The following is a 23,456-nucleotide window of genomic DNA, read 5'->3' as shown; positions in this document are numbered from 1 at the left end:
CAAGGCTTAATTAACGTGCGCGAATGACGCGCGGTGCAGCAAAGACAGAAACAAAATTTTGTTTGTCCAGCATCACACATCCTTCTAAGGTCAATGGTTTGGGATGTAGGGATAGGTTATATACTCCTGACCACACAGCTAAAAGTGCATCGGTTAATTCTAACATCTGTGGATAATTGACCAGTATCCCAGTAGAGTTATCGGCTGATAAATACAGAACTCGCCACTGTGTAGGAATTCCGGCTGTACTATTGTAGGTTCCCGATAACGCTCCTGCGATCGCACCTATTATCGGGGAAGGTAATAACCGATTTGCGCGTAAAACTGTTAAGCGAAAGTCTTCTGGTGTACTGAGAAAGCAATAAAATGCCAATGCGATCGCACTGCTAGTTTTGTCTTTGGTATTTAACTCTGCTTTAGCTGTTTCTAACCCAGCATGTTTAGATAACAAATCATTAACTTGTAATAATTTTTTTGGTAATGATGTTGGTGTGTCGCCAATAAAACTAATAATTTGGGCTATGAGAGTTTGCGAATCTAATTTTTCAGTTAAAGATAAAGCGATCGCATAGCCTAATGCTAATATTCCATCCCGTACCACTGGATCTTCTCCCCAAAGTTGGTACGTGTGTAGTAAATTATTTCTTAACTTCAGCAAATTGTCATGAAAAAAAAGCGCCACTGGTAAGGCGGCTAAAATAATTTCAGAAGTGGCATTATTATTAAGATGAAAACTAGGCAATTCTTCTTGCTGACGCTGTTTCCAGTCATCCAAATCTAATTTGCCTAGCTTCACCAGACTTTCAGTACCCAGTAGCATTAATTTGCCAATATCTGAGACAGCTTGAGGTGATTTGTCTCCCAACTTAGCTAAATTTGCACCTAATAACGCTCCGAGTATGGTACCTCTAAAGCGGCTGAACAGTGAATAGCGCATATCTCAAGAATGAAGTGTAAAGTGTTAAGCCTGAAATTTCAGCCTTAACAATTTATAGCAGTCGCAGCATAAGTTATACCAAATCGATATGAAGAAGCATATAATTTGCCAGCGAAGGCAATATGCAGCCTTTTATGGAACTGGTGTGAGTACTTTATACCTTGCTAAACTTCATCCTTTCGTAAATGATGCACTAAAGCTTGTAAGCCTAAAAAATAACTTTGTGCGCCAAAACCACTAATTTGACCAATCACTACAGGCGCGATGTAAGAATGATGGCGAAAATCTTCTCGACGGTAAATATTACTGAGGTGTACTTCAACTGCTGGTAAATTAACTGCTGCGATCGCATCTCTTAGTGCCACACTAGTGTGTGTATACGCCCCAGCATTAATTAAAATCCCCTGGTGTTTACCTAAAGCTTCATGAATCGCATCTACCAAAGCTCCTTCATGATTAGACTGCATGGCAAACACACTTGCTTGCATCTTTGCCGCTTGTTCTTGCAATAAACGGTTAATTTCAGCCAAAGTTACAGCACCATAAATTCCTGGCTCTCGCTGTCCCAGCAAATTTAGGTTTGGCCCATGCAGTACCAAAATGCTTAAAGGTTGCACCTGCAATTGTCCGTCCCTTCAGGTTTAACGACGACGGGAGCGTTCATTGACTGGAATCGGAATCAGTTCCGGTTCCGGTTCAGCTTCTGGCCCCAGCAGGGCTTCAATTAGCTTGCGAGCCATTTCTTTCAGCCTTTCCAGTACCTTTTCTATATAGTCCATGAACTGACCGCTCCTGAATTACTAACTACTTTAATTAACAGCTACGCGGAAATTGGCTTATTATTACACGTTTTGCTGCTAATTTGGCTGATTCCCGAATTTTTGATTCTGGGTTAGCCATTTTAGAAGTTGCAAGTTGTGATTTCCCTTACTTTTTAGAGTATCACATCCACAGCCCAATGAACTGCATCTCCCGCAAGATGGGTATGTTGTCAAAATAGTCAAGAGTCATTAGTCAATGGTCAATGGTCATTTGTCATTGGTCATTAGTTATGATTTCTGGATTTTCTAGACTGCTGAGTGCTGAACGCACTTGTAATGAGCGAAGTCGAGGTAAGTCGAAGTGTAAGTGCTAATTAGCCAACTAATGAGAAATTTCAGCCTGCAAAGGCAGGCTTCGTTCCTATAGCCGCGACTAATCGTTCTGTCTCCCTTGTCTCCCTTGTCTCCCTTGTCTTCCTGCCCCCCTTGTCCCTAAATAAAGAGAGTCACGTAGAAGTCCCTGAACTCAACTTCACCCCTCACTCTTTTTAGCTGTGGTCTTAGATGACTTAGTAGTTGATTTAGCGCGGGTACTAGTTGTTTTGCTGGTTTTGCGGGTAGATTTTTTCCCAGATGAAGCTTTACTGGCTAACAATTCCAGGGCTTGAGATAGGGACATCTCTTCCACCGACTGTCCTTCAGGAATGCTGACGTTAGTTTTGCCATGCTTGATATAAGGGCCATAAGGGCCATCATAAATATTCACAGGCGAATCATCTTCGGGATGGTTCCCTAGTTCCTTTAACGCCGCTTTGGACTTACTGTTAGCCGAACTCCGTCCTTTTTTCGGTTCTGATAATATTTCCAAGGCTCTTTCTAAAGAAACTGTTAAAACATTATCCGCAACTTTTAACGAACGGTAATCTTTGCCTTCTTTGCCTTGGTCGTGAACTACATAAGGGCCATAGGGGCCGATACTAGCTTGAATTCTGCCACCTGTCGCTGGGTGGGTTCCCAAAGTGCGGGGAAGTGCTAGAAGACCAACAGCTATTTCGAGAGTGACATTTTCTTGCGGCACGTTTTTAGGAATCGAAGCTTGTTTGGGTTTAGGATTTTCTTCGGTTTTGTCACCTAATTGGACGTAAGGGCCGTAAGTCCCAATTTTGATATAAATCGGCTCACCTGTTTCGGGATGGCGACCGAGTTCGTCAGGGCCTGTGGTTTTTTGCTTCAGTAAAACTTCTACTTGTTTAGGGTCGAGGTCAGCCGGGGTTAAATCTTTAGGAATGGAAGCTGTGACTACAGCATCACCGTTTTCCACTTCGATGTAAGGCCCATATTTGCCAATGCGGACTTTCGCCTGTAAATTTTCGAGTTCTACTGTTCTGGCTTTAGTCGCATCAATTTGACTTTTTTGTTCTTTAACTAAGGTTTCTAAACCTTTATCACCTAAATAAAATTCCCGCAGGTAAGGTAGCCAGTTAACTTCACCTTCGGCAATGTCATCTAAGGTTTGCTCCATTTTGGAGGTAAAACTAGGGTCAACGATATCGGGGAAGTGTTTTTCTAATAAGCTGGTGACAGCAAAGGCGGTGAAGGTGGGAATTAAAGCATTATTCACCAATTGGGCATAACCTTTATCGATGATTGTGCCGATAATGCTGGCGTAGGTACTAGGACGACCAATACCTTCACTTTCTAAGGTTTTCACCAAAGAGGCTTCGGTGTATCGGGCTGGGGGTTGGGTTTCGTGACCAATTGCTTCTAGTTCTTTACAGTTTGGATGATCCCCGACTTTTAGGTTAGGTAAGATAATTTCTTGGTCTTCTAGGGCGGCTTCGGGGTCGTCGGAACCTTCGACGTAGGCGCGTAAATAACCAGGAAAGTCGATGCGTTTGCCAGAGGAACGGAAACCAGCATCTTCAACTTGTAACTGCACAGTAATTTGGGTTTGGCGAGAGTCAGCCATTTGACAGGCGACGGTACGCTTCCAAATTAAGTCGTAAACAGCCAGTTCTCGTCCGTTTAAACCTGTTTCTTGGGGTGTGCGGAAGGTGCTACCTGCGGGGCGGATGGCTTCGTGGGCTTCTTGTGCGCCTTTAGATTTGGTAGTATATTGCCGGGGTTGGGGGCTGAGATATTGCTTACCGTAAAGCTTTTCTACACAGTCACGGGCAGCTGCGATCGCCTGATCTGACAAATGCACCGAATCTGTACGCATATAGGTAATATACCCTTGCTCATACAAGTTTTGAGCAATTCGCATCGTATCCCGTGCCGACAGCCTCAGTTTCCGGTTGGCTTCTTGTTGCAAGGTGGAGGTAGTGAACGGTGGCGACGGTTTACGGGTAACTGGCCGTTCCTCCATCTCGGTAACATTCCAGGTTTTGCCTGTTAACCGTTCTTTCAACGCCACAGCATCGGCTTCTGTGAGTAGCACCACATTGCGCCCAGCCGTAATTTGTCCTGTATTGGGGTCAAAATCACTGCCACTGGCAACTTTTGTGCCACCCAAGGTCACTAACTGGGAGGTAAACGGTGCTTTTGCCTGTTCTAAATACGCTTTTAAATCCCAATATGTCCCTTCACGGAAGGCGCGGCGTTGGCGTTCTTTTTTCACCAATAACCGCACAGCTACAGACTGGACTCGCCCAGCAGATAATCCCCAGGCGATTTTTTCCCATAGCAGGGGCGAGAGTGTATATCCTACCAAACGGTCTAAAATTCGGCGTGTTTCTTGGGCGCGGACTAGTTGTTCATCAATAGTGCGGCAGTTTTTCAAGGCTTTTTTTATCGCCTCTTGGGTGATTTCGTGAAACACCATCCGCTTGGTCGGAACTTTGGGCTTCAGCAATTGGTATAAATGCCAACTGATGCTTTCTCCTTCCCGGTCTTCGTCAGTTGCCAGGATGAGTTCAGTTGCCTCTTTTAAGGCATCTTTGAGCTGAGTAACAACTTTCTTTTTGTCTTTGGGGACAACATACACCGGTTCAAAGTCTGCGTCCACATTTACCCCTAGCTGCGCCCATTTTTCCCCTTTGATGGTCGTGGGGATTTCACTTGCTGACTGGGGGAGGTCACGGACATGACCCATAGACGCTTCTACCCGATAGTCTTTTGGTAGGTAGTTGCGAATGGTACGAGCTTTGGTGGGAGATTCGACGATGACGAGAGTTGACATGGAAATTTCAAAAAAAAGAATAGCTGTCAAGCTAAACAGTCAAATTGAAGCAAGTTCTGTGAAATGTCAAGAGAAAATTCGAGCTTGGGGGCTGTGAATTCATCCTCACACAAACTGCCTGGAAATGCGAAAATTCGCAAAACTTCAGAAGCAGTCTTTCTTAGAGCATAAGATAAAGAAACGTTGGTGGTGAATTTCCAACTATTTCAATCTTTAACTTATCTCAGGCATAATTGGCGACTACCGTTGGCAAAATACTGTTCAAGTGTAGTGGCACGATACTTTTTTATCAGGCTGTGGGTGTGTAAGGTTGGGTGAAATGATAGGAAAACCCAATCTGACATTCTTTTGCTGCGGTTCTGGCTGGCGTGCTGCGACCTCTGGAATTTTTTAGGTTGTGCCAAAATTAAATCAAAATTGCGATTAAAAGCAAAGTAGGGTTCATTACTGTATAGCTCAAAGTTAAGACTATGAAAGCGATTCGCCAAGGTGATGTTATTTTACTACCTGTGGAGCAGGTTGACGGACAAAAGAAACTTGATTTAATTTTGGCAGAGGGTGAGGTTACAGGACACAAGCATAAAATTAGCGAGGGAGAAGCAGAGTTATATGAAAAGGATGGTACGCTCTATCTGCGGGTTTTATCAGATATAGCCTTGCTAACTCACGAAGAACATCAGGCAATTCCTATCCCTCAAGGTAACTGGATAGTCAAAATTCAGCGTGAGTATGAGCCGGAAGGTTGGCGATATGTCGCTGATTGAGAAACTCACGCCTGAGCAAGAGGCTTTGATTCCAGTTTATCGAGAGAAGTGGCGAAAAATTGCGCTGTCTACGGAACGGATTGATAGAGAAAAAGCGGCTGAAGCGGTGAATGCTGTTTATGAAATTCTGGGTTTTGATGAGCCGCAGATTTTATTTTTTGATAGTCCTTATGCGGCTTTGGAAGAATTTATTGTGCAATTAGAAAAGTCTATATTTAATCAAGAAGCTTACATAATTGAAGAAAAAATACTTGTTTCACAAAGAAAAGAGATCAGATTTCAAATAATCAGTAAAAAATTAGCTATTTTGCTTAAACAAGAATTTCTTAGCAAGTTAAGAGATGAGCTAGATAAAATATTTGGTGGAATTATCAATAACAGACTAGCTCAAGATTTTGATATTCTTTATGAAGAATTAGATATTAGTGTTTTTGACTTAACATACATAGCACCTGAATCATGGGTAGTTGATGCTAGTTTTATAGATTTTTGTATATCTGAGTTAAATTGTGATTTATCCCAGCAAGATTGGTTAGTTATACAAAATCTAATTAAAAATTGTGGTTGGATATTTCCTGATGAGCATATAGCAATTGTATGCGATCGCCCGCTTCACATCCGCTTCGATAACGAAAACCGCCTCCACGCCGAAGGTGAACCAGCAATAGAATTTGCTGATGGCTATAGCCTTTATTCTTATCATGGTGTCACCTTACCTGAAAAATACGGTAAGATTCATCCACAACAATGGCAATCCCAATGGTTATTAACAGAAACTAATGCTGAACTGCGGCGCGTGTTAATTCAAGGTATGGGTTACAGTCGCATCTGCCAAGATTTACAAGCTATTGAATTAGATAATTGGGCTGGATATACCCTGTTAAGAATTGATAATGATTTTATTGATATTGAACCAATTTTGTTATTAAAAATGACTTGTCCCAGTACAGATTTTATTCATGTTTTGCGTGTTCCCCCAAATATGCTGTCAGCCCGTGAAGCAATTCGCTGGGTTAATTGGGGGCTTGAGCCAGATGATTTTATAATAGAAACTTGAAAGATAAGTATGTGGGTGAAAATAAATTCAACTGTGTAATACCAATTATGTCGGAGACGGCGTTTTTAACTCACGAAGAACACCAGGCAATTTCTATCCCTCAAAGTAACTGGATAGTCAAAATTCAGCGTGAGTATGAGCCGGAAGGTTGGCGATATGTTGCAGATTGAAAAACTCACGCCTGAGCAAGCAGCTTTGATTTCTGTTTATCGAGAGAAGTGGCGAAAAATTGCGCTTTCTACTGAGCGAATTGATAGAGAAAAAGCGGCTGAAGCGGTGAATGCTGTTTATGAAATTATGGGCTTTGATGAGCCGCAGATTGTATTTTTTGATAGTCCTTATGCTGCTTTAAAAGAGTTTAACCAGCAATTACATCACTCTCAACTCAATGAAAAAGCTTACACGATCCAAAGAGAAATACTGACGGAAAAGAGAAATTATATACGCTCTCAAATTCTTAACAAAGAACTAGCAAGTTTTCTTATACAAGAATTTATTTCTAATCCATTAGATGATATCTTTGAAAGATTTAGTTGGATTATATTAAAAGAACTACATACACACTTTTATATTTTTGATGAAGAACTAGATATTTATGCTTTTGATGTAAGTTACTTTGCACCAGAGTCTTGGGCTAATGTTGCTAGTTTTATAGATTTTTGTATCTCTGAGTTAAATTGTGATTTATCTCAGCAAGATTGGTTAGTTATACAAAACCTAATTAAAAATTGTGGTTGGATATTTCCTGATGAGCATATAGCAATTGTATGCGATCGCCCGCTTCATCTCCGCTTTGATAACGAAAACCGCCTCCACGCTGAAGGTGAACCAGCAATTGAATATGCTGATGGCTATAGCCTTTATTCTTATCATGGTATTACCTTACCTGAAAAATACGGTAAGGTTCATCCACAGCAATGGCAAGCCCAATGGTTATTAACAGAAACCAATGCGGAACTGCGGCGCGTGTTGATTCAGGGTATAGGTTACAGTCGCATTTACCAAGATTTACAAGCTGTTGAATTAGATAATTGGGACGGATATACTCTGTTAAAAATTGATAATAATATTGATATTGAACCAATTTTATTATTAAAAATGACTTGTCCCAGTACAGGTTTTATTCATGTCTTACGAGTTCCCCCAAATATGCTGTCAGCCCGTGAAGCGATTTGCTGGGTTAATTGGGGGCTTGAGCCAGATGATTTTATAATAGAAACTTGAAAGTAGTTATTTTATTCGTGAATATGCAGATCCCCGACTTCTTTAAGAAGTCGGGGATCTAAAGATGGGTAATTTTGTTTTTAATATTTATCAATCTTGGCAACTGAACCAGAGAATACACCACAACCTATTAATTTCACACCCTACTACACTCAAAGTTACGGCTCAATTTATTTAGGCGATAGTCTGCAACTAATTAAATTTTTGCCAGAAAGCAGCGTTAACCTGATTTTGACATCGCCGCCGTTTGCGTTGACGCGCAAAAAAGAGTATGGCAATGAGAGTGCAGAAAAATATATTGAGTGGTTTCTACCCTTTGCGTCGGAATTTAAAAGAGTGCTGGCAGATAACGGCTCATTTATTTTAGATTTAGGTGGTGCTTATCTTCCTGGTAATCCTGTACGAAGTCTTTATCAATACGAATTGTTGCTGAGGTTGTGTAAGGAAGTGGGCTTTTTTTTGGCACAGGAATTTTATCATTACAACCCAGCACGACTACCCACCCCGGCTGAGTGGGTAACAATTAGAAGAATCCGGGTAAAAGATGCGGTTAATGTTGTTTGGTGGTTATCAAAAACGGCAAACCCCAAAGCAGATAATCGGAAAGTTTTAAAGCCTTATAGCCAAAGTATGCAGCGATTACTCAAAAATGGTTATGAAGCAAAAATGCGCCCCAGTGGCCATGAAATTTCGGGTAAGTTTCAAAAAGACAATCAAGGTGCAATTCCACCAAATTTATTAGAAATTCCCAACACAGAATCTAATAGTCTTTATTTACGTCGCTGTAAAGCTAAGGGAATTCAGCCCCATCCGGCAAGGTTTCCGCAGGGGTTTGCTGAATTTTTTATCAAGTTTCTAACAGATGAGGGTGATCTGGTTTTAGATCCATTTGCTGGTTCCAACACAACTGGTTTTGTAGCTGAGACTTTAAAACGCCAATGGATTTCTTTTGAAATTAATCAAGATTATGTGACGGGGAGTCGTTTTCGGTTTGTTGAGTAGCCAAATCTATTGAGAGTTTGAGAGTTTAAAGTAAAATTATTAAGTTTTACTTAAATCTCCCCATCTACTTGCATTTTATGAACCTGATCTGCCAATTCTTGACGATTTTGATCATCAAGCTTATCGATCGCTAACATCCCCATGAGGATGACTTCTTTGAGAGTTAAACGAGTTGAATGTGCCTGTTTCTGCACAATCTCCTTGATAATCGGACTAACACCGATTGCTGTACTAGCTCTAGCCACAGAACAAAATGTATAACATTCTAGACACCGCCTAAATCTTAGCATTTCCCTTAAAGTTGTTCTATATATCTGTTATTCGATTTAACTTAGTCCAAAAGAATAATTACTGATTTAAACATAATCTGCTGATTTATAAAGAAGTTTTACATTGATTTTTAGCTTTTATTTGCTGTATCTTGCTCACTGACGTAATTTCTCGTTTTTTGAGCTAAATTTATAACTCAGTAAATAGCTAGGCGATCGCATCTCCTAGATTTCTCACAAGAGAGAAATCCAGGTGGTGGGAGGTGTGGGAGGGGTGGGAGGATGGTAAAGAAATCTTTCCCCCCACACTCCCCTCTCTCCCCACACTCCCCACACTCTCCCCAACTCCCCACATCCGGGTAAGGGCATCAGCTTGCCATCCAGCATTAATATTAACTTACGTATATTTATTTACGTTTAATTGTTGCTATACTAAGCAATATTACTGCTAACTATAGTAAATATATTGAGTGATTAACTCACAGTATAAAGGTTCTGCAAAGAACGAATCTCTACAATTCGCTAATTTACAGATTCACCGAAACGCTCAGGCAAAGCCATGTTAAATACGTAGGAACTTCTATTTTTAGAAAAAGTTGCGTTAAAGAGATGATAAATTTCAAATGTAATCTTGTTAAACTACTTTACAGTACTACTGAGTGTAAATAAAAATAATAACTTAACCAAGAAAAAATCATCCTGAACACAGGTAACAAATGCTGTCATAAGGGAAAGTACTAAGTATGAGGAAATACAAAGCGATGAAGCACAATTATCTGTTAGCAGTAGGATTGTTAACAGGATTGGCAATACCAGTATCGACGCTTTCACCTCTGTCAAACAGATTGCCAGCAAATTCTAGTTACCTGGGGACAGCAAAACATAATTCGCTGTTAATGATAGGTGAAAAAAATATTCCTAGCTTTGACACCTTATTACCGGAATTTAGATATCAAGCTTTACAACATATTAAAACCTCGCACTCAACAGTAAGTGAAAAAACTATTCCTAGTGTTGATATTTCCTCACAATCTTTAAAGTATTCACAATCAATAATTGATAATAAAAAAGTTTCAAATCTTGATGAATCTTCATCAGCAATTAGTGAACAAGGATTGTTAGCGCCTATCGAGTCACTATTTTATCGCAGTTCACCCTCATCAAATGTACCGCTAACATCTGGATATCAACTTTATTACCAAAGACTAGCGGCTTTAAAGACAGGGCAAATTTATACACGTATGTCTGATGATGCGCCATCTTTTTCCGAGTCTAATAAACAGCGCCAATTAACTTACGAAGACTGGAAAAGTTTATTAGCTTTAGAAGCCAAAGCTGTGACAAAAGGTCAAGGTAACAATCATTTAAGTATTATGGTTGGGGATTCTTTAAGTTTGTGGTTTCCCCCGGAAAAACTCCCAAGTGGCAAACTTTGGCTAAATCAAGGTATATCTGGTGATACTTCTGGCGGAATTTTAAAAAGATTAGGCGCATTTTCATCTACAAGGCCAGAAGTCATTTACATCATGGCGGGAATTAATGATTTACGCAGAGGGCTAAAGGATGAAGTGATTTTGCAAAATTACCGCCAAATTATCCGTCGGTTGCGACAGGCTCACCCAAAAACTGAGATAATTGTGCAATCAATTCTACCAGCAAGTTTACCAACAATTTCTAATAGCCAAATTCGGCGGATTAATTTTCAATTGTCTCTAATTGCTCAACAAGAGGGAGCGAATTATCTAAATATTCATGATTGGTTTACCGATTTTGAAGGTAACTTGCGCTTAGAGTTAACAACTGATGGATTACATCTATCCCAAGAGGGATATGATGTTTGGCGTTCCGCATTAGAACAAGTCGAGTATAAGTTGACTCAGCGTGAACATGAAAAATTGCGATCGCAGTTTTAAAATTTATGGAAATTCATGATACTGATGCTATTACCATCCGTTCTGTAATTGAAAGTCAATTAGCGGCTTTTCAGCAAGATGATGCTCAAACTGCGTTTACGTTCGCAAGTCCGGGAATTCAAGAGCAATTTCAAAGCCCAGAAAACTTTATGCGGATGGTAATGCTAAATTACCCGGCGGTGTATCGTCCTCGTTCGGTGATGTTTGAAAAAATTACTATTATTCAAGACAATATAACTCAACCTGTATTATTGTTGAGTCCTCATGGTATGCCTTTGAGGGCGCTATATTTTATGGAACAGCAACGCGATGATACTTGGAAAATCAACGGTTGCATTTTAGTATCAGTAGAAGCGGAAATTACTTAATTATTAGTCAATAGACAAGGGGGACAAGGGAGACAAGGGAGAGAGGTTTGTAAATTGTTGAGGATTGCTATAGTATTCCGATTTCTGACTTCTGGCTTCTGCCTTCTAAATTTACCTTCAAGACTTGATTTAATTTGCCGCTACGATAACCTTCTAAATCTAAGGTGACGTAGATAAAGCCAAATTCTTGGAATGTGGTAACTACAGCACGTAAATCAACAGCTAAGACGAAATCTTTAATTTTTTCTGGGGCTAATTCAATCCGGGCGGTGTCACCTTCAGAACGTACACGCAAATTATCCCATCCGAGTTTCCGCAAATAAATTTCAGCTCTACCGACTCTTTGTAATTTAGCTACGGTAATTTCTTCACCGTAAGGAAAGCGGGAACTTAGGCAAGGTTGAGCGGGTTTATCCCACCAAGGTAAACCAAGTTGTTGAGAAAGTTGGCGGACTTCTAATTTAGATACACCAATTTCAGCTAAAGGCGATCGCGCCCCTCGTTCTTTGGCGGCTTGGATTCCTGGACGATAATCGTGTAAATCATCGGCGTTCACTCCATCCACTACGTATGGGTAGCCCAATTCCACAGCTAATGGTTTGAGTGTGTCGTGTAGTTCGCTTTTGCAAAAATAGCAGCGATTGACAGGATTTGATGTGTAGTTAGGATTTTCCATCTCATTTGTTTGCACAACTTGATGCTTAATCCCAATAGTTGCAGCTTGAATTTTTGCGTCTTCTAATTCTTCTGGTAATAGTGAAGGCGAAACTGCTGTTACAGCCAAAGCACGATCGCCTAAAACATCATAAGCAATCTTCGCTACTAAAGTGCTATCTACACCACCAGAATAAGCAATTAAGGCGCGTTCCATTTCGCCAAATAAGGCGTTGAGTTGCTCTAATTTTTCCGACAATTTCATTTTGAATTCCTGACATTTCCCCACAAGTTCCATTGTAGAGGTGTCAAGAAAATCTGTGTTTTAGCTGGGCGATGCTTCCGATGCTGGTGGTGGTAATTGAATATACTTAGCTACCAAAGCCGCTAAAAGTGGTAAATCCAGGGGTTTAGAAATATATTCATTGACTCCTGATGCAATACAAGTTTCGCGATCGCCTTTCATCGCCATCGCCGTTTGAGCAATTACCGGAATCGTTTGATACTCTGAATTTTGACGTAATTGCTTGACCACCTGTAGCCCATTTTCATCGGGTAACTGAATATCAATTAAAATTAACCCTGGTGTTTGTTGTGCCAAAGTTGACCACATTGCTGTAGCATTTTTAATCCAAGTCACTTGATAACCCAATCTCTCAAGATAAGTTTGCATTAACTGGCCATTGGGTAAATCATCTTCTACCAATAAAATTCGGAAGTTAGAACTAGGAACGATATTGGACGCAGATAAAGGTGTAATATCTGCTGCATCTGTTTGAGCTTTCTGATGCTCCTGTACTTCTGTTACTGGTTTCACAGGCAGAATAATTATAAAACGCGAACCCTGATACAGTTCCGATTCTACTTCTACAGAACCCCCATGAATTTCCGCCAGCTTCTTCGTGACAACTAAACCCAAGCCTGTACCTTCATCACGGCTAGTTACCGAGTTAGCAATCTGAAAATATGGTTGAAAAAGTTGTTCTCGGTCTAATTGAGAAATTCCAATTCCGGTATCCCAAACTGTAAAACTGACAAATTCAGCTTGTGGGATAACTTTTAAACCCACTTCACCAGTACAAGTAAACTTGACAGCATTGAAGAGCAAATTTAACAGCATTTGCTTGAGGCGTAAGGGATCTGCAACTAAAGTTGTCACGCTAGGATCGAGTTCTAGTCGCAGTTTTAAGCCTTTGTTAGCGGCTTTCTCTTTGACTAATGCCAAAACATTACGACATAGTTCTGGCACATTTACTTCTTCTGGTTGGACTTCTAATTGATTGGCTTCAATTTTGGAGAGGTCTAAAATATCATTAATCAGTGCTAACAAGTGTTTGCCACTTGACTGAATAATATTTAAATATTCTTGATGGCGTTCTCGGCTGGGTTCGTAACCTTGAGCTAACAGTAAATGGGTGAATCCGATAATCGAACTCAAGGGTGTGCGAATTTCGTGGCTGGTATTGGCGAGAAACTGATTTTTGAGTTGATTTGTTCTTTCCAGTTCCTGATTAGAATTACCAATATTTTGTGAGAGTTGCTGCCAAGATTGTATTTGTTTAAACTGTGCCAGAGCATTAGTTAGTTGTTGCGTGACTCTGGTGAATAATTCTGGTTTCAGTTGTATTTGTGATGCTGTCAGGACTTCTCGTGGTGCTTTAGCAATAATTAGCCAGCCAATCACCTCAGAATCACTGGTTAGAGGCCAAGCACTTGGCGGTTGTTGACTAGCGAGGCGCTGCAAGTCTGCAACTTCCACCATTTGCGTTAATTGCAACCGCAGTTTTTTGCTTTTTTGGGGTGTTACTTCTAAGGCTGATGCAGAAGTTGAAACATAACAAACTTGAGTCAATGTTGTTTGTGGTTGAGGTAGAGCGATCGCTACTCTACTATTATTCAAAGCCACATCAAGTTCATCAACCACTGTTTGAAAAATTTCTGCTGCTGTGGCTTCTACCTGTACAGTAGACGCAGAAACAGAAGCTAGGTAATCATTCAGGCGACTTTGCAACTTGTTCAAGCTGCACTCTAACCACAACTCCGCACGGAGTTGTTGAATTGTTGCCAAAAGACTTGGCGTTGTATCTACCTGTGAGTTTTGTTCTGGTAAGCTTGAATACTGCTGCATGGTCAACTAGACCGTTGAACAAGTTTAGCCTGGCGCAAAATTGCGAACAAGATTCTATGTATATTAGCTCACAAATCTTGATTGTTCACAAACTCTAACTTTTACTGTTTATGGTAACAGACGTAACAATAGTTTTTGAATAAATTACCCAAGTCTAATTTCATTAGAGTAACTAATTTGCTTAAAAATCATGGATACACAAGTTCTACAACTAATTGTCAATGGTATTGCTTTAGGGAGCATTATTGCTTTAGCTGCGGTTGGTCTGACGCTCACCTACGGGATTTTACGGTTATCGAATTTTGCTCATGGTGATTTTCTGACTTTAGGAGCTTATTTGACGCTGTTGGTAAATGCAGCTGGGGTCAACATCTGGCTATCAATGGTTTTGGCAGCCGTGGGAACCGTCGCCGCGATGCTGCTATCAGAAAAGTTATTGTGGTCAAAGATGCGCTTAATTCGTGCCACTTCCACAACGCTGATTATTATTTCTATTGGTCTAGCTTTATTTTTGCGTAATGGCATTATCTTAGTTTGGGGTGGCAAAAACCAAAACTACAATGTTCCTGTTACTTCTGCTTGGGACTTTTTTGGTGTCAAAATCCCCCAAAATCAACTTTTGGTTTTAGGTTTAGCTGTGTTAGCAATTGTGGGGCTGCATTACCTCCTGCAAAACACCAAAATAGGTAAAGCGATGCGAGCTGTCGCAGATGACCTAGATTTAGCCAGAGTTTCCGGTATCAATGTTGAGCAAGTTATTCTTTGGACTTGGCTGATTGCTGGTACACTCACTTCCTTGGGTGGAAGTATGTACGGTTTAATTACAGCTGTACGCCCCAATATGGGATGGTTTTTAATTTTGCCATTGTTTGCTTCAGTAATTTTAGGCGGAATTGGGAACCCTTATGGAGCGATCGCCGCAGCTTTTATCATTGGGATTGCTCAGGAAGTTAGCACTATTTGGTTGGGTTCACAATACAAACAAGGTATTGCTCTACTAATTATGATTTTGGTGCTGCTCATTCGCCCCAAAGGTTTATTTAAAGGCACGATTTGAGCAGCACCAGCCCACTTCTAATTATTCAATGATGTGGAAATAGTAGGCTGCTACCAACAAGTTAAGAGCTAACAGCAGCAACGCCCAACCTGTACGAAATGGATAGGGAGGCTTTGCTCCACTGTCTGCCACTGCGGAACTTTTGTTTTGAGTAGCCATAAGAGGTTCTCCTTAATGTCATGACTTTTTCAGAAATACCAAATAGCTGCACCAATTACCCAGATTCGTTAAAAATATTTGTCTAGCGAGGCAGGAGTGGTAAGTAATGAGTTGTAAGTAATGAGTAATGAGTACTGATTCAGACTTCAGGCTTCACACTTGTATCTTCTCCTGCATGGTAGGAACTGCGAACCAGAGGCCCAGAACGGACATGAGTGAATCCCATTTTCCATGCTAAACTACCAAGCTCATCAAATTCCTCTGGAGTCCAGTATTTTTGTACTGGCAGATGATCTAAGGAAGGACGCATATACTGACCAATAGTTAAGCGATCGCAGCCTATGGTTCTTAAATCTGCCATTGTTTCGAGAACTTCTGCAACAGTTTCGCCATGTCCCAGCATTAAACCAGACTTGGTGGGAATAGTCGGGTCAATTTCTTTCACTATAGCCAAGACTCCCAGCGAGCGATCGTATTTTGCCCCCCGACGCACTCGGCCAGTTAATCGTTGTACCGTCTCAATATTGTGATTAAAACAAGCAGGTTTAGCATTCACAATCAATTCAATCCGTTGGCGCTGTCCTGCCTCACTCACACCCGCACCACCCCAAAAATCTGGTGTGAGTACTTCAATTTGAGTTCCAGGGTTTAACTTTCTCACCGCCTCCATTGTTTTGACAAAATGTCCAGCCCCTTGGTCTGGCAAATCATCCCGCGCCACAGAAGTCAACACCACATAATTTAATCCTAGAAGTTGTACTGCCTCTGCTACCTTCTGGGGTTCTTCTAAATCCAGAGGCATTGGTGCATGGCCTTTATCAACTTGACAAAAAGCACAAGCACGGGTGCAAGTAGGCCCCATCAGCAAAAAAGTAGCCGTTTTTTGGGCATAGCACTCTCCCCGGTTAGGGCAACGTCCTTCTTCGCAAATTGTGTAAATTTGACGCTGTTTAATAATGCTTTGCACGGTGGAAATTTCACTGGCTTTGCCAATCGGGCGACGTAACCAGCTAGGCATAGCCATAATTTCGGACTTAAATTCCCCTGGTTGTAACGAAGTCATAAATCCTAGATAAATCTCCAGCTATTTATACCGAAATATACTATCCCCCAATCCATAACAAATTTAGATATAGTGGGATGACTCTCAAGGTCAAGCGGCATAGCCGTAATGCAACTTAAATTTTCTGTTAGAGAAATCAGTCGTGGCCAGCAACAAAATTTTAGTTATCGATGACACTACCGTTGTCAGGGTAAAAGTCCGAGAAATGTTACCTCCAGGTAACTTCGAGGTATTAGAAGCAAAAGACGGGGTGGAAGGACTTAATTTTATCCGTCAAGAAAAACTCAGCTTGATTATGTTAGATTTCCTACTGCCAAAAATGAGTGGCTGGGAAGTTTTTCAACAAATTCAAGCCCAGCCAGAGTTAAGGAAAATTCCTTTAGTGATCATGTCTGGTCGCAAGGAAGAAGTTACCGAAAAAATCCCCGAACCATTTGAATATTTTGATTTTCTAGGTAAACCATTTGATAAAAAGCAACTGATTGACGCGATTAAATCAGCAATGGCTAAGGCCAAGCTGCCACGTCCTGAACCAGCTTTAGTGGGAGTTGGTGCGGCTAAAAATGGTGCTAGTACAGCTAGTACAGGCACAACTAGTACAAGTGCGATCGCAGAACATGAAACAGTAGCTACAGCCAGTGTTAATCACTCGCCACTACCCTCAACATCTTCTGTTGAAACAGCCTCTTTAGCAGAAATTAAAGCACTGAATGAGAAAATAGTTCAAATGCAAATTGAAATAGATGGCTTGAAAAAACAGTTAGCTCAGGTAGTCACTTTTATTAAACAGAAAATTAAGTAAAGTTCAAACTTGCTTTAATTTCTGTTGTCTTTAATAGTTTCTTCTCCAAATTCTCATTCAATGCGGGTTAAATATAGTATAATTTTCTAGTTTTTCACTAGAAAAAATACTACCAATTGTAAATTTTCTAGAAAGCAATAACATTACTAGTAGTCAATAATTCCCAAATTCCCAAAATTAATCGAGTAGAGATGTTAAAATCAAATCTCTACTCGATTGTCTTTCTGAAATGCAAAAATTCTCTTAATATCATGATTATACGTATACATTGCTTTAGATACTATAAACAATTTTGCTAAAATATTAATAATTATTTGTTATTTCTGAACTTTTATTAATAATTTATATTTTCATTAAATCGCCTATATTCATTATAAATAATTAAAACATAATTTTCGCTATTCTAATGATATTAGTAATTTATTTTTGGGAATACTGGAATCATAGTCCTTAGATCAATGCAAAGGCTGAGATGTTAACAGTATCAGACACGATATATCCTATATTTGGCTATCAAATCACTGAGCAAATATACTCTGGTAGTAAAACCCTAGTATATCGTGGCTTGAGAGAAACAGACCAAAAACTTGTCATTCTCAAACTGATGCGGAATGAGTATCCTACTTTTATAGAAATTGCCCAATTTCGTAATCAATACACTATTACTCAAAATCTAGAAATTCCCGGTATTGTCAAACCATATAGCCTAGAAAACTATCGTAATGGCTATGTTTTGATTATGGAAGATTTTGGGGGTATATCTATCAAAGAATGGCGCTTAGAAAAATATAAAATTGGTGAAAGTGACATTTCTCTCAGCGATTTTTTTAAAATTGCTATTAAAATTACCACAACCTTAGAACTCCTACATCGTCATCGGATTATTCATAAAGATATCAAACCAGCTAATATTTTAATTCATCCAACTACTGGAGAAATCAAACTTATTGACTTTAGTATCTCCACGCTTTTACCGAAAGAAATTCAATCATTTACTAATCCCAATATTTTAGAAGGCACTTTAGCTTATATTTCCCCTGAACAAACAGGACGGATGAATCGAGTTATTGACTACCGTAGTGATTTTTATTCTTTGGGTATAACTTTTTTTGAACTCCTAACAGGAAATCTACCATTCATTAGTTCCGATCCAATGGAACTAGTTTATTCTCATATTGCTAAACAGCCACCAAAAGTTAACTCTCTTAATCCTAATATTCCATCAATTCTATCCGATATTATTACCAAATTAATCGCTAAAAATGCTGAAGACCGTTATCAAAGCGGTTATGGACTCAGATATGACTTAGAAATATGTCAAAAACAATGCCAAGAAACTGGAAATATATTACCTTTTGAATTAGCACAGAAGGATATATCCAGTCAATTTACAATTCCCGAAAAACTGTATGGAAGACAGCGCGAAGTCGAAACTTTACTGAATACTTTTGAGCGGGTAGCTAATACTCAAACAGAAATGATATTAGTTACAGGTTCCTCTGGTATTGGTAAAACCGCTATCATTAATGAAATTCATAAACCCATTGTTAGACAACGTAGTTATTTTATTAAAGGTAAATTTGAGCAATTTCAACGTGACATACCATTGTCGGCTTTAATTCAAGCATTACGTAACTTAATTGGACAATTATTAGCAGAAAATGATACTTATCTTCAAGAATGGAAAGCCAAAATCTTATCAGCATTAGGTACACAAGCACAAGTCATCATTGATGTCATTCCTGAATTAGCTAGAATAATTGGTAAACAACCAGAAATTGTAGAATTATCTGGGAGTGCAGCCCAAAATCGCTTTAACTTATTATTTCAAAGATTTATCCAAGTATTCACCACAAAAGACCAACCACTAGTCATATTCTTAGATGATTTACAATGGGCGGATCATGCTTCTTTAAAATTTATTCAATTATTAATGAGTGAGAATATTTCTCCTGCTCTTGTCAGTGAAACAAATAATACAGAAGCAAGCCAAGGAAATATATTGCTAATTGGTGCATATAGAGATAATGAAGTCTCTCATATCCATCCTTTAGTTTTAACATTAAACGAAATTATAAAATCTGGAATTCAAATAAATCAAATTAAACTTCTGCCATTAAATCAGTCGAGTTTAAACTATTTAATTGCCGATACACTTCATTGTTCGGAAGTATTAGCTATACCTTTAACGCAAATGGTATTTACTAAAACTCAAGGAAATCCCTTTTTCGCTACACAATTCCTCAAAGGTTTATATGATGAAGGGCTAATAACGTTAAATTTTGAAGCGGGATATTGGCAATATAATTTAGCAGAAATTAAAACTATTACTTTTACAGATGATGTTATAGAGTTTATGGCAATTCAGATAGAAAAATTGCCGCAAAATACACAATATATCTTACAACTAGCAGCTTGCATTGGTAACGAGTTTGACTTAAAAACTTTAGCTATTATCTGTGAAAAGTCAGTTATTGATACGGCATCAGATTTATGGCCGTCATTAATTGAAGGTCTCATCATCCCGCAAAATGATGGGTATATTTTCTTATCAGATGATGATTATGCAAAATTAGATGTTATTAATCATCCTAGTGTCAATAAATCAAATATCAATAACTATCAACTTCCTAAATATAAATTTGTACATGACCGTGTACAGCAGGCAGCTTATTCTTTAATTGCTAATGAACAAAAAAAATTAACTCATTTAAAAATTGGCTTACTTTTATTAAAAAATATTCCTATAGCAGAAAGAGAGGAGAAAATTTTCGAGCTAGTTAATCAGTTTAATATAGCTGTAGAGTTGATTACCAATCCAAATCAGCGTTATGAACTTGCAGAAATGAATCTGACTGCTGGACGTAAAGCTTTAGCTTCAACAGCTTACTCAGCAGCGTTGAAATATTTAAATACAGGAATTAAACTACTTCCCGAATATACTTGGAATACTGAATATGCACTAACTTTATCTCTATGGGAAACAGCAGCAGAAGCAGCATATTTAAATGGAGATTTTACACAAGCAGAGCAACTTATTCAAATAGTTTTATTTCATGCAAAGACGAACTTAGATAAAGTCAAAGTAATTGAAATTACTATTCAATCATTAGGAGCGCAAAACAAAGCACAAGCAGGTGTCCAGTCCGGACTAGATTTTTTGAAATTATTTGGCGTTGAATTTCCAGAACAACCCAGCCAATTAGATATTCAACAAGCAATGGATGAAAGCAATCAATACTTTATTCATAGGAGTATTGATAGTTTAATAGATTTGCCAATTATGCAAGATGCAACAGCATTAGCAATTATGCGTGTTTCATCTAATATTCTTGCTTTAGCCTACACAGTAATTCCAGAACTATTTCCTTTGATGGTTTTAAAACAGCTCAAACTTTCTCTGGAATATGGTAATTCTGATTTCTCATCGTATGTATACGTTTGCTATGGATTTATGCTGTGCGGCGCAGCAGAAGATATTGCATCTGGCTATAAATTTGGCAATCTGGCTACAAGCTTATTGACTAAATTGAATAATAAAGAAATCAAAGCTAAAGTTATTCAAACATTTAATGCCCATGTCAAACATTGGCAAGATCCGGTTAGTGAATCTTTAAAGTATCTTTTAGAAGCTTATTCGGCAGGTTTAGAAGCTGGGGACTTGGAATTTGCAGCCTATTCTCTAAAAGCATACTGCTATATTTCATATTTTAGTGGAAAAGTACTAAACTCCCTAGAAAAAGAGATGGCAACCTACAGTTATGCCGTTAAGCAAATTAAACAAGATAGGGTTTTTTACTGGATTGAAATTTACCGACAAACAGTTTTAAATTTAAAAGATAATGTTCAAAATCCTTGTTGTTTAATTGGTGAAGCTTACAATGAGGAAAAATTACTTTCTATTCACAAAGAAGCTAACGATATCAATGCTCTGTTATATTTCTATCTCTGTAAGCTACATCTATGTTATTTACTCAGAGAATATTCTGAAGCTATTAATTATGCTGTCAATGCCGAAAAGTATTTGTCTGGGGGAATTGGTCAATTTACATTTCCGCAATTTTTCTTTTATGATTCTCTAGCTCGTTTGGCCATATATCATGAGCTTGACTCGGCTCAACAGGCAGAAATATTGGCTAGGGTTGGAGCAAATCAAGCAAAAATGCAACGGTGGTCACTCAGTTCCTCCAGAAATTATTTAAATAAATTTTATTTAGTAGAAGCTGAAAGATATCGAGTGCTAAACCAATATCTAGAAGCAATAGAGTTTTATGACTGTGCTATTTCGTCAGCCAAGGAAAATGAATTTATCCATGAAGAAGCCTTAGCTAATGAATTAGCTGCTAATTTTTATTTAACTTGGGATAAAGAAAAGATTGCTAAAGCTTACTTAATTGATGCTTACTACGGTTATGTACGTTGGGGAGCATTAGCTAAAGCTCAAGATTTGCAAAAGCGTCATCCTTATTTACTAGCGGCGATTATTCAGGAAGAACAACTCAGCCAAGATTTTCAGCAACATCAGGAAGCAGAATTTAGTACATCTTTAACCCATAATATGCAGACTTCCATTAGCAGTCACGACACTGTTATGAGTTCTAACACTAGTATTTCAGATATGCTAGATTTGGCATCGGTCATTAAAGCTTCTCAGGCGCTGTCAGGAGAAATTAATCTGCCAGATTTGCTGTCAACGATGATGACAGTTGTCATGGAGAATGTAGGTGCATCTAAATGTGTGTTAGTTTTGAATGAAGCTGATAATTCAAGTTTTACTGTTAGAGCTATTAGTTCCATTCTTAATTTAGCTTGTGTCTATACAGAATTTACTGCCATTGATTTAGAATCTTGCAGTGAGGTACCGCAGGCGGTAATTAACTATGTGAAACGTAGTCGAGAAATCTTAGTAATTGATGATGCGATAAATCAGGCATTTCTGGCACAAGACATGTATGTTATACGGGAACAGCCAAAAAGTCTGTTGTGTATGCCGATGATTAATCAAAACCAACTACTGGGGATATTATATCTAGAAAATAATTTGGCTACAGGTGCATTTACCAATGATCGCCTAGAAGTCCTCAAACTTTTAACTAGTCAAGCTACAATTTCTTTAGAAAATGCGATCCTCTATGAAAATTTAAATAAAACCAAGCAACAACTAGAAGAATACAATCATAATTTAGAAGCAAAAGTTGCAGAAAGAACCAACGAACTTAAAGATAAAAATGACAAATTGCAACAAGCACTCCAGGAGTTAAAAAGAACTCAATCCCAATTAATCCAAAGCGAGAAGATGTCTTCTTTGGGTCAAATGGTAGCGGGTATTGCCCATGAAATTAATAATCCCATCAATTTTATTCATGGCAATCTTGTACACACTAATGATTATGTGAGTGATTTACTAGATTTAATGGATTTGTATCAACAAGAATATCCAAATCCCACACCGATAATTGCTGAAAAAACAGAGGAAATAGATTTGCAGTTTTTGGTTGATGATTTACCGAAAACGATAGATTCAATGAAGATGGGCAGTTCACGGATTCGAGATATTGTTTTAGGTTTACGTAACTTTTCTCGCTTAGATGAGTCTGATATGAAACCTGTTGATATTCATCAGGGTATCGATAATACTTTAATGATTCTGCAAAATCAATTAAAAGAAAAAAATAATTTACCAGAAATTGTTGTAATTAAAGAATATGGTGATTTACCAGAAGTAACTTGTTATGCAGGTCAACTGAATCAAGTTTTTATGAATGTTTTGAGTAATGCAATTGATGCGTTAAGAGGCAGTTTTTTAAATACTCAATGTCTCCAAAATCATCAATATCCTCAAATTAAAATTTGTACAGAGTTAACAGCATCTCGGATGATCAGAATTACGATCGCAGATAATGGTGGTGGTATCCCAGAAGATATTAGTCAAAAAATATTTGACCCATTTTTTACCACTAAAGATGTCGGTGGTGGTACTGGTTTAGGGTTGTCAATTAGCTATCAGATTGTAGTTGATAAGCATCATGGCAATTTATTTTATCATTCTGAATTAAATCAGGGTACTGAGTTTGTGATTGAGATACCAATACGATAAATGGTAAATTAAAAATGTCC

The 23,456-nt window shown here is 38.7% G+C and carries 19 protein-coding genes; 10 read left to right on the top strand and 9 right to left on the bottom strand.

Annotated features, from left to right (window positions below; all coding sequences use genetic code 11):
- Positions 1-10: 10 nt before the first annotated feature.
- From H6G74_RS08250 to topA, 4 genes are all read right to left on the bottom strand, one after another.
- The gene (locus H6G74_RS08250; RefSeq protein WP_190967193.1) at positions 11-937 is read right to left on the bottom strand and encodes an ADP-ribosylglycohydrolase family protein; all 927 of its coding nucleotides are present in this window, start codon (positions 935-937) and stop codon (positions 11-13) included.
- A gap of 164 nt (positions 938-1,101) precedes the next feature.
- On the bottom strand, positions 1,102-1,554 hold the full coding sequence (gene aroQ, locus H6G74_RS08245; protein ID WP_190588925.1) for a type II 3-dehydroquinate dehydratase: 453 nt from the start codon (positions 1,552-1,554) through the stop codon (positions 1,102-1,104).
- 24 nt (positions 1,555-1,578) lie between these two features.
- A complete protein-coding gene (locus H6G74_RS08240; protein ID WP_162491113.1) occupies positions 1,579-1,677 on the bottom strand; it encodes a DNA topoisomerase I in 99 nt (32 codons plus the stop codon).
- Between the two features lie 553 nt (positions 1,678-2,230).
- Positions 2,231-4,879, bottom strand: coding sequence for a type I DNA topoisomerase (gene topA, locus H6G74_RS08235; RefSeq protein WP_190967192.1), 2,649 nt, complete (start codon positions 4,877-4,879; stop codon positions 2,231-2,233).
- A 470-nt stretch (positions 4,880-5,349) separates the two neighbouring features.
- Here topA and H6G74_RS08230 point away from each other — a divergent pair, with 470 nt between their 5' ends.
- From H6G74_RS08230 to H6G74_RS08210, 5 genes are all read left to right on the top strand, one after another.
- Positions 5,350-5,643 (top strand): hypothetical protein, encoded by a 294-nt coding sequence (locus tag H6G74_RS08230; protein ID WP_190673056.1) that lies wholly within the window; start codon positions 5,350-5,352, stop codon positions 5,641-5,643.
- On the top strand, positions 5,609-6,700 hold the full coding sequence (locus H6G74_RS08225) for a DUF6745 domain-containing protein (protein ID WP_242051179.1): 1,092 nt from the start codon (positions 5,609-5,611) through the stop codon (positions 6,698-6,700). The genes H6G74_RS08230 and H6G74_RS08225 overlap by 35 nt, the downstream gene beginning before the upstream one ends.
- Entirely contained in the window at positions 6,697-6,870 is a 174-nt protein-coding gene (locus H6G74_RS08220) for a hypothetical protein (RefSeq protein ID WP_206756979.1), read from the top strand. The genes H6G74_RS08225 and H6G74_RS08220 overlap by 4 nt, the downstream gene beginning before the upstream one ends.
- The gene (locus H6G74_RS08215) at positions 6,857-7,924 is read left to right on the top strand and encodes a DUF6745 domain-containing protein (RefSeq protein ID WP_190967211.1); all 1,068 of its coding nucleotides are present in this window, start codon (positions 6,857-6,859) and stop codon (positions 7,922-7,924) included. The genes H6G74_RS08220 and H6G74_RS08215 overlap by 14 nt, the downstream gene beginning before the upstream one ends.
- Before the next feature lie 96 nt (positions 7,925-8,020).
- Positions 8,021-8,926 (top strand): DNA-methyltransferase, encoded by a 906-nt coding sequence (locus tag H6G74_RS08210; protein WP_190967191.1) that lies wholly within the window; start codon positions 8,021-8,023, stop codon positions 8,924-8,926.
- A 50-nt stretch (positions 8,927-8,976) separates the two neighbouring features.
- Here H6G74_RS08210 and H6G74_RS08205 read toward each other — a convergent pair whose 3' ends face one another.
- A complete protein-coding gene (locus H6G74_RS08205) occupies positions 8,977-9,216 on the bottom strand; it encodes a hypothetical protein (RefSeq protein ID WP_190967190.1) in 240 nt (79 codons plus the stop codon).
- 740 nt (positions 9,217-9,956) lie between these two features.
- Here H6G74_RS08205 and H6G74_RS08200 point away from each other — a divergent pair.
- Positions 9,957-11,108, top strand: coding sequence for an SGNH/GDSL hydrolase family protein (locus H6G74_RS08200; protein WP_190967210.1), 1,152 nt, complete (start codon positions 9,957-9,959; stop codon positions 11,106-11,108).
- A gap of 5 nt (positions 11,109-11,113) precedes the next feature.
- Complete coding sequence (locus tag H6G74_RS08195) at positions 11,114-11,476, top strand: DUF4864 domain-containing protein (protein ID WP_190967189.1); 363 nt, start codon at positions 11,114-11,116, stop codon at positions 11,474-11,476.
- A 67-nt stretch (positions 11,477-11,543) separates the two neighbouring features.
- Here the strand turns inward: H6G74_RS08195 and larE are convergent, their stop codons facing one another.
- A complete protein-coding gene (gene larE, locus H6G74_RS08190) occupies positions 11,544-12,395 on the bottom strand; it encodes an ATP-dependent sacrificial sulfur transferase LarE (RefSeq protein ID WP_190967188.1) in 852 nt (283 codons plus the stop codon).
- 60 nt (positions 12,396-12,455) lie between these two features.
- The gene (hrmK, locus tag H6G74_RS08185) at positions 12,456-14,258 is read right to left on the bottom strand and encodes a hybrid histidine kinase/response regulator HrmK (protein WP_190967187.1); all 1,803 of its coding nucleotides are present in this window, start codon (positions 14,256-14,258) and stop codon (positions 12,456-12,458) included.
- 190 nt (positions 14,259-14,448) lie between these two features.
- Here hrmK and H6G74_RS08180 point away from each other — a divergent pair, with 190 nt between their 5' ends.
- Complete coding sequence (locus H6G74_RS08180; RefSeq protein WP_190967186.1) at positions 14,449-15,315, top strand: branched-chain amino acid ABC transporter permease; 867 nt, start codon at positions 14,449-14,451, stop codon at positions 15,313-15,315.
- A gap of 21 nt (positions 15,316-15,336) precedes the next feature.
- On the opposite strand, the gene psaX is transcribed toward H6G74_RS08180, so the two are convergent.
- On the bottom strand, positions 15,337-15,474 hold the full coding sequence (gene psaX / locus H6G74_RS08175; RefSeq protein ID WP_190588770.1) for a photosystem I protein PsaX: 138 nt from the start codon (positions 15,472-15,474) through the stop codon (positions 15,337-15,339).
- Positions 15,475-15,613: 139 nt separating this feature from the next.
- Positions 15,614-16,537, bottom strand: a complete 924-nt coding sequence (gene lipA, locus H6G74_RS08170) for a lipoyl synthase (protein WP_190967185.1) — start codon at positions 16,535-16,537, stop codon at positions 15,614-15,616.
- 142 nt (positions 16,538-16,679) lie between these two features.
- Between lipA and H6G74_RS08165 the strand changes: the two genes are divergently transcribed.
- A complete protein-coding gene (locus H6G74_RS08165) occupies positions 16,680-17,339 on the top strand; it encodes a response regulator (protein WP_190967184.1) in 660 nt (219 codons plus the stop codon).
- A 472-nt stretch (positions 17,340-17,811) separates the two neighbouring features.
- Positions 17,812-23,436 carry a trifunctional serine/threonine-protein kinase/ATP-binding protein/sensor histidine kinase gene (locus H6G74_RS08160; protein ID WP_190967183.1) on the top strand — a complete coding sequence of 1,875 codons (5,625 nt, stop codon included), beginning with the start codon at positions 17,812-17,814 and terminating at the stop codon, positions 23,434-23,436.
- The last annotated feature ends 20 nt before the right edge of the window (positions 23,437-23,456 follow it).

Origin of the sequence: Nostoc spongiaeforme FACHB-130, assembly GCF_014698475.1 — a bacterium.
In the GTDB taxonomy this organism is placed as follows: Bacteria; Cyanobacteriota; Cyanobacteriia; order Cyanobacteriales; family Nostocaceae; genus Nostoc_B; species Nostoc_B spongiaeforme.
This window is presented reverse-complemented; position numbering and strand designations above follow the sequence as displayed.

Coding starts and splice junctions, on each gene's coding strand:
- H6G74_RS08250 (WP_190967193.1), bottom strand. CDS start 937: ATGCGCTATTCACTGTTCAGCCGCTTTAGAGGTACCATACTCGGAGCG.
- H6G74_RS08205 (WP_190967190.1), bottom strand. CDS start 9,216: ATGCTAAGATTTAGGCGGTGTCTAGAATGTTATACATTTTGTTCTGTG.
- H6G74_RS08230 (WP_190673056.1), top strand. CDS start 5,350: ATGAAAGCGATTCGCCAAGGTGATGTTATTTTACTACCTGTGGAGCAG.
- H6G74_RS08225 (WP_242051179.1), top strand. CDS start 5,609: ATGAGCCGGAAGGTTGGCGATATGTCGCTGATTGAGAAACTCACGCCT.
- topA (WP_190967192.1), bottom strand. CDS start 4,879: ATGTCAACTCTCGTCATCGTCGAATCTCCCACCAAAGCTCGTACCATT.
- H6G74_RS08160 (WP_190967183.1), top strand. CDS start 17,812: ATGTTAACAGTATCAGACACGATATATCCTATATTTGGCTATCAAATC.
- hrmK (WP_190967187.1), bottom strand. CDS start 14,258: ATGCAGCAGTATTCAAGCTTACCAGAACAAAACTCACAGGTAGATACA.
- H6G74_RS08180 (WP_190967186.1), top strand. CDS start 14,449: ATGGATACACAAGTTCTACAACTAATTGTCAATGGTATTGCTTTAGGG.
- H6G74_RS08240 (WP_162491113.1), bottom strand. CDS start 1,677: ATGGCTCGCAAGCTAATTGAAGCCCTGCTGGGGCCAGAAGCTGAACCG.
- lipA (WP_190967185.1), bottom strand. CDS start 16,537: ATGACTTCGTTACAACCAGGGGAATTTAAGTCCGAAATTATGGCTATG.
- H6G74_RS08215 (WP_190967211.1), top strand. CDS start 6,857: ATGTTGCAGATTGAAAAACTCACGCCTGAGCAAGCAGCTTTGATTTCT.
- psaX (WP_190588770.1), bottom strand. CDS start 15,474: ATGGCTACTCAAAACAAAAGTTCCGCAGTGGCAGACAGTGGAGCAAAG.
- H6G74_RS08195 (WP_190967189.1), top strand. CDS start 11,114: ATGGAAATTCATGATACTGATGCTATTACCATCCGTTCTGTAATTGAA.
- H6G74_RS08200 (WP_190967210.1), top strand. CDS start 9,957: ATGAAGCACAATTATCTGTTAGCAGTAGGATTGTTAACAGGATTGGCA.
- larE (WP_190967188.1), bottom strand. CDS start 12,395: ATGAAATTGTCGGAAAAATTAGAGCAACTCAACGCCTTATTTGGCGAA.